This window comes from Variovorax sp. 01T439_2 (genome assembly GCF_056398445.1).
Map to the genome: position 1 here is coordinate 1 of NZ_JBFTPJ010000260.1, position 6,445 is coordinate 6,445.

Genomic DNA, 6,445 nt, shown 5'->3' on the forward strand with positions numbered 1-6,445 from the left:
CAACAAGTCCTTGGTGATGGTGTTGAGCACGCCTTCGCCGATGTTGACCGTCACCAGGTTCTGCTCGTCGACGACATTCATGCTCCAGTTGCCCAGGGTCGTCTCGGCAAACCCGATGACCGCGGCATTGGCCACCGTGCCGCGCGGTGCCAGCGTCGCGGTGTCGTCGCCTGCGAACAGCTCCGCACCCGTCCACGACGTGGGCATGTAGCCCTCCATCGCGGCATAAAGGCCAGCATCGTTGTCCGCATCGCGCAGGATCGGGATGTCGAGCAGCTGCAGCAACGTCGACGGCGGCAGCGGCGCGATTTCCTGCCCGCGCTGGCCGTCCGAACCCGGCACCGACTGCACCAGCAGCTCGGCGTCGAACGGAAAGCACTCGCCCTCGATCAGGGCGCCCGTGTCGGTCAGCTTGGTCAGCATCCAGTTGCTGAAGGTGCCGCGCGGATACTCGACCGTCACCACGTCGCCGGCGCTGAGGCAGGCGTACTTGCGCGACACCTTCAGCGAGCGCGTCATGCGCGCGATCCACGACTCGTAGAGCAGGCGGTGCGCGATGGTGGCCGCCTGGTCGGGCGTGATCGCAATCGCCAGATCGACGGTCTGATCGAGGATCGACTCGGTGACGATGCGACGCGCGGTCTCGGTGCTTGTCTGGTAGTCGAAGGCCGGGTTGAGGTAGCGCACGGTCACGCTGCGCGGGCACTCGGCTTCTTGCGTGCGCGAGAGCGGGAAGGCGTCGATCGCTTCCTGGCCGTTCTCCTGGCACGCCAACTCGTCATAGGCGATGGTCGCCGCGGGTGTCCGGCTCGACCGATGGAAGTAGCGGATCAGACCATCCTCTTCAACCACGCCGATGGCGCCGAACGTCAGCAGCGGCTCGATGTTCGATCGCGCGCTCGCCACGTTGATGTTCGTGGTGTAGCCCCACACCGTGTCGGTGATCGTCGACACGTCGTACTGCGTGGGCAGCAGGCCGGCCTGCTCGCTCTGGCTGCCGATGATCTCGGCCACAGCCGCCGCCTCGGGCACCACCACATTGAACCGGGTCAGGTTGTAGCCGAGTCCGATGTAATCCGGGCCGGTGATGGCCAGGTCACGCGTGCCATAGAAGGTATAGGAATTGATGTTGCCAATGCCGCCGCCCGCCGGATGACCGGAGGTGTTGGATTGCAGAATCCATTCCTGTGCGTCCAGGTCGATGCGATAGATCGCCGCATCGGTCGGGCCGCCGCTGTTGCCGCGGACGACGTAGGCAAAGACACCTTGCGCATTGACGCACAGGGCGCTATAGGCCAACTTCTGGTTGGGCACATTCGGGCCGGCGACGATGGGGAGCGCCCCGCTCGTGCTGCCATCTCCTTCGCGCCGCTCGAGGTAGAGGTTGCTGCTGCCGTCAATGGTGACGGAGTAGATGACGCCATCGACGAAAGCGACCAGCGCGGGGTCGTGGTCGAAGGTCAGCGGAACCATGGTGCCCTGCCCCGTGATCAGGATGGCGCCGTGCGACACCTGGTTGTTGTCGAAGCTCGCGAAGACGCAGTTACCGGAGACCAGGTCGCACGCGCCGCGCCCGTTGGCGGCTCTGCCCGGCAGATTCGAATCGACCGGGAAATCGGCCAGCACCGTGACCACGCCCGTGTCGAGATGGATGAGCTTGTAGTAGGTTCGGCCGCTCAGGTCATGAACCCAGGCCGCCGTCGGGTGCTCAGTGCCAGTGACAGGAAACGGACGGTATCCAAGAATGGACGGGCCGTCCCCGTTCCAAACGCCAAGATCGTAGGTGCCGACCCGGCGCACGCCTTCCGTGGAGCAATAGTCCACATACATGTAGACCGGGTTGTTGTAGCCAACGCTCGAAAAGTGGTACTGCCAGATCTCGTCGGAGCTGATGACGGYGGAGGTGTCGTCAGCAAAGCCGCCCACCGAGATCATTTCACTCGTGATGATCTGCACGTTGGCGCCCACGCAGATCTCGTAGGAGAGTTGCGGGATGCGGCCGCCCGGGCACTCCAGCCCGAAGACGAACACACCAATGACGCCGCGGAACGCCGGCACGTTGCCGATCCCCTCGAAGGCTTCGATGATCGGGTGCGGCAGCTGGTCTTCGAAGCCCGGGTGCAGCGAGATCTGCGCGTGGGGGTTTTCCGACGACGCCAGCGCCTGCGAGGCCGGCAAGCCGCTCGAGGCGTCATAGCGCAGCTTGCGGTCGACCCAGACCTTGCGGATGGCCACCACGGTGCCGGGCGGCGGCGTCTTGCCCAGGCAGAGATAGCCGTGGATRAACTGGCGGTAGGTGGTGTTTTCGGGAGCGCCGCCCTTGCCTTGGGTTGTGGTTGTGCCGATCTCGATGATGTCGGTGGCCCAGATCCACGTTGCCGGCGGGACGTTGTTGCCCCAGGTCTCGGGGATGCCACCGCCGTATTCGCTGACCGACACCTTCGTGTCTTCGACACGCGGCCCTTCGGTCTTTTCGCCGGGCGTGAGCAGGCCGCCCACCAGAGAGCCGACGACGAAGCCGAGTTGCGGATAGCCAAAGAAGGCCCCGACCACGCCGCCAACGACGCCCAGGACTTGTTGAGTGCTCATTCGGCGATTCCCGGGAAGCGGAAGCACCCGGCCACGGATGCCTTGACATGCGCCAGCCACTGGGGCGACAGCGCGTTTTCGGTGACGCACCGTGGGTGCATCGTCTGGGCGTGGATCACGCTGAGGCCGCCATACGGGTAGTCGGCAACGATGCCGATGTGGCGATTGGCGGAGAAGCGCATGACCACCACATCACCGGCCGCCAGTTCATCGCGGCCGATCTCGATCAGGTGCTCGCGGCACAGCGCGAGCATGGATTCATCGGTTGCGCGCACGGCATAGCCGGTGACATCCAGCGTCGAGAAGCCTAGATCCCGCGCGACCTTCAGGACCAGGCCGGCGCAGTCCATGGCATCGTCGCGGCGCCCCTGATGCGTCCAGCGCGCACCCTGATACCGCCGCGCGGCGGCAACAACTTCGGCGCGCGTGGTCATGATTTGGTGCTGCCGAACCCGAGAATGCGGTTGTTGCCGGGAAACATCGACGGCGGCATGCCGCGGAAGTTGATGACGTTGTTGAACTTGTCCTTGCAGTCCGACGCGCCCAGCGGGTTGCGCGGCCCGCGCTCGTGGCGTTTGCGGCAACCGGGCAGCACGGAATACGCCATGCCGACCGTGGGGTTCATGGGAAGCGGCAGCGCGAGCGTGTAGATGCCGCCCGCGAAGCCATAGACTTCCAGTTCGGCGCCCGCCATGTCGCCCGACTCCACGCGCAGGACACCGGCGCCGAACCAGTCGCTGACCTGCGTGGCGGCCGAGTCGACGAAAATGCGGCGATTCGTCACGCCGGTCAGCGTGCTGCTGAAGCGCATGGCTTCGATGGCGACCTTGCACTGCGAGTCGCCCAAGGTCGCGAGGCAGTGCGGCGTGAAGACGCGACCGACGGACTGCTGCAGCGCCTGCAGGAGGCCACGCAGCTCGGCAGTGAATGCAGAACGGCCGGCCTTGACGTTGCCGAGCGTGCCGGCCTGCAACGTCAGGCGGCCCATGGTCAGGTCGCGATAATTGACCTCGAAGACCGTCACGAACGCCTTGTCCCACAACCCCGAGACAATCTCATCTTCGGACGCAAACTCGGTCGACAGCGTGCCATTGACCTCGGAGTTCTGGACGGCGCCATCCGCCTGCTGCTCGATGGCCGTCGGATTGACGCCCTCCTTGGCGCGGTAGAGCTCACTGCTGATGAGCAGATCGCGCGCGCAAGTCGTGACCGTGACCACCTGGCCGTCGCGGCGCTCGAAGCGCCAGCAGCGGGCGATGGTGGTCGTGCCCAAGGCATAGTGCGCCTTGAGTGGGATGGAGACTGTCTTGCTCATGCTTCACGGATCTCGTCGAGATAGGTCGAAGGGATCGTGACCATGCGGCTGTCGCGTGGGCCAGCAATCGGCATGTCCCAATCGAGCGTGTCATCGCGGAACTGCACCGGCACATAGAAGGTGCCAGACCAAGTCAGCGTCTCGTCGGGCTGCGGATATTTCTTGCCGGTGCCGGCCGCGGTGATGGTCTTGCCTGCGGTGTTGGTCGCCAATGTGTAGACATTCAAGCCGCCGCCGGTGATGGCAGTGATCTGGTGGCTCAAGCCGTTCAGCAATGCGGCATCTGCGCCGGTCAAGCCTTCGAGCCAGAGACGGCCGCCCACGACGAAGCCGGGAATGGTGGTGGCGAGCGTGACTTGAGTTGTTGCGCCGACGGTCACGGCCGTGACGGTCCGGGACGCATCCGCCACGAACGTGACATATACCGGCGCCGCGCTCAGGGCCACATTGCCAGCGGCAACGCCAATCGTCACCGGCGAGCCACCGCGCAGCAGTGCCGGCGTAGTCTTGGTGCGGGTCAGCGTGCGTGCTCGGGCGCGGCTCGAGCCCCGTGCCTTGTACAGCTTTCRCAAACCATACAGCGGCGTGCCGTTGCCTCGGCCAACAGTTCCATATTCGACGCCCGCCATGTAGCCCTGAAGCGCGCCCTGCGCCGCTGTCACAACGGAATCAATCGGGTCTTCCAGAAGCATGCCGTAGGCGCCGGCGTCCGTGGCTTCCCAGAGCCCGAAGATGTCCTGCACCGCAGACACCAGCATGGGCGACACGCCAAGCTGCCATGCGCGCATCGTCACGTCACGCACGACATTCACAGTCGCATAGCCGCCCTGGTTCTTCGAACGGTCGTTCTGGCGCGAGTTGGAGCCGCTCACGCCGGACAGCAATACGCTCGAGGGGACGATGACGTCCTCGTAGACAACGATGCCGCTCATGCATTCCTCCGCTGGCTGGCCACGATCTGGTCGCCCAGGGCGCGGCCGTTCTGGGCGGCGGTCTTGCGCGATTCGCCCGGCTGGGCCTGGTAATAGATGGTGATTGGCGCGCCGCCGCTTGCCTCACCAGTAGTCGGCTTGACCGTGCCATCCTGGCCAGGCATGAACCACTGCTTGCCGCCGGCTTCGAACATTTCGCCAGGGCCCTTCTCGTTCACCTGGTACATCTGGCCGGCGGAGACTGGGCCGCCAATTGCACGGCCACCGAACGCACCGAAGATGGCGCCGAACAGGCTGGCGATGCCGCCGCCCAAGCTACCGCTGGAGCCGCTCTTCGAATCGCCGCCGATGAAGCCGTTCACCATGTTCGCCAGCGGGCCTGTGATCTGCTGCTTGATCACCATCCGCGCGATGTCCTTGATGATCGAGTCGACCAGGCTCTTGAAGTCGAGCTTCCCGGTGGTCACGAACTCGACGAGCGCGTCTTCCATGCCCTTGAAGGCATTGGTCACGGCCTCTTCGGTTTGCTTGAAGACGTTCTGCGACTCGTCGTAGTAGTTCTGCAGCGCCTCCGATGCACCGAGCGAAAAGCTCTTCTGCTTGTCGTTCAGCTTCTCGTAGTAGTCCGTGTAGCTGGCGATGGACTTGGCCTGGAACTCATTCAGCAGCGCAAGCTCGCGCTCGTAGTCCTGCTGACGACCGGCAAACTTGCCGTTGCGGTTGTCGCGTTGGAGGTCTTGGCGCTGCTGCTCGTACTTCTCGGTGATCTGGCTGATGGCCTGCCCGAAGTCGCGCGCCTTTGTGCCCTTCCCGACGCTGTCGAGCTCGAGCTGGCGGGCACGATTCGTCACATCGAGGTATGACTGCGCGGCGGTGCGCGCATCAACATAGGCGCGGGCGATGCTGTCGAGCGAGTCCTTTTCCTGAATCGCCAGCACCTGGAGATTTGCCGTGGCGTTCTCACGCACCTTCGCCAGCCTGGCTTGCGCATCAATGATCTTGCGGTCGTTGTCGATCTTGTCCTTGCCGCTCAAGTTCTCCTGCTGCAGCCGGGCGATTTCCTTCTGTGAGGCTGATTCTTGGGCGGCTGTATCAGCCTGCAGGAGTTCGCGCTTCTTGGCGTAGTAGTCGCTCTCGCTGATGAGGTTGGCGCTGCGCTGGGCCGAGATCAGCTTCTCACTATTGCTCAACGTATTTGCGAGTGCCGCCTGCTCCTTCTTGATCTCTTCGAGGTCGAGCGCGAGCTGCGCCTTCGCCTCCTGGGCGGCGCTGTTGTCCTTTTTCCCCTTGGGCGTCTTGTCCTGGTTGAGACCGCTGATGTTCAACTTGGGGCGCAAGGCTGCGGCCTGCTCCGCGATCGTTCCTGGATTGCCGAGAATCCGAGGATCGACGAACTTCTGCGACTCCTGCCCGATCGCCATCACCCGCGCCTGGAACCTGTCCAGCTCTGCACGAGCTCGCGCAGAGTCATCCTTGACCGCATCGCTGATGGCCGAGAATCCCGCAAAGTCCAGGTTGGCGAGCGCGGCAAGCTGCGCAGCGATTGCACCGATCTCTCGGCCCACTCCCTTAAAAGTGAAGACGATGTCGCTGCCGACGACAGTGAGCG

The 6,445-nt window shown here is 64.2% G+C and carries 5 protein-coding genes; all 5 read right to left on the minus strand.

Annotation, left to right across the window (positions count from 1 at the left end):
- Positions 1-2,589: phage tail protein (locus tag AC1DOC_RS14220; RefSeq protein ID WP_478129964.1), on the minus strand; the 2,589-nt coding region annotated here is incomplete at its 3' end.
- On the minus strand, positions 2,586-3,023 hold the full coding sequence (locus tag AC1DOC_RS14225) for an NlpC/P60 family protein (protein ID WP_478079212.1): 438 nt from the start codon (positions 3,021-3,023) through the stop codon (positions 2,586-2,588). The genes AC1DOC_RS14220 and AC1DOC_RS14225, both read right to left, overlap by 4 nt.
- Positions 3,020-3,904 (minus strand): DUF2163 domain-containing protein, encoded by an 885-nt coding sequence (locus tag AC1DOC_RS14230; protein WP_478079213.1) that lies wholly within the window; start codon positions 3,902-3,904, stop codon positions 3,020-3,022. Before AC1DOC_RS14230 ends, AC1DOC_RS14225 begins: the two co-directional genes overlap by 4 nt.
- Complete coding sequence (locus AC1DOC_RS14235) at positions 3,901-4,836, minus strand: hypothetical protein (protein WP_478129965.1); 936 nt, start codon at positions 4,834-4,836, stop codon at positions 3,901-3,903. Before AC1DOC_RS14235 ends, AC1DOC_RS14230 begins: the two co-directional genes overlap by 4 nt.
- A partial coding sequence (locus AC1DOC_RS14240) for a phage tail tape measure protein (protein WP_478129966.1) occupies positions 4,833-6,445 on the minus strand: 1,613 nt, incomplete at its 5' end. The genes AC1DOC_RS14240 and AC1DOC_RS14235, both read right to left, overlap by 4 nt.

Bases quoted from the DNA above. Each gene is read 5' to 3' on its own strand.
- AC1DOC_RS14225 (WP_478079212.1), bottom strand. From the start codon at position 3,023: ATGACCACGCGCGCCGAAGTTGTTGCCGCCGCGCGGCGGTATCAGGGT.
- AC1DOC_RS14230 (WP_478079213.1), bottom strand. From the start codon at position 3,904: ATGAGCAAGACAGTCTCCATCCCACTCAAGGCGCACTATGCCTTGGGC.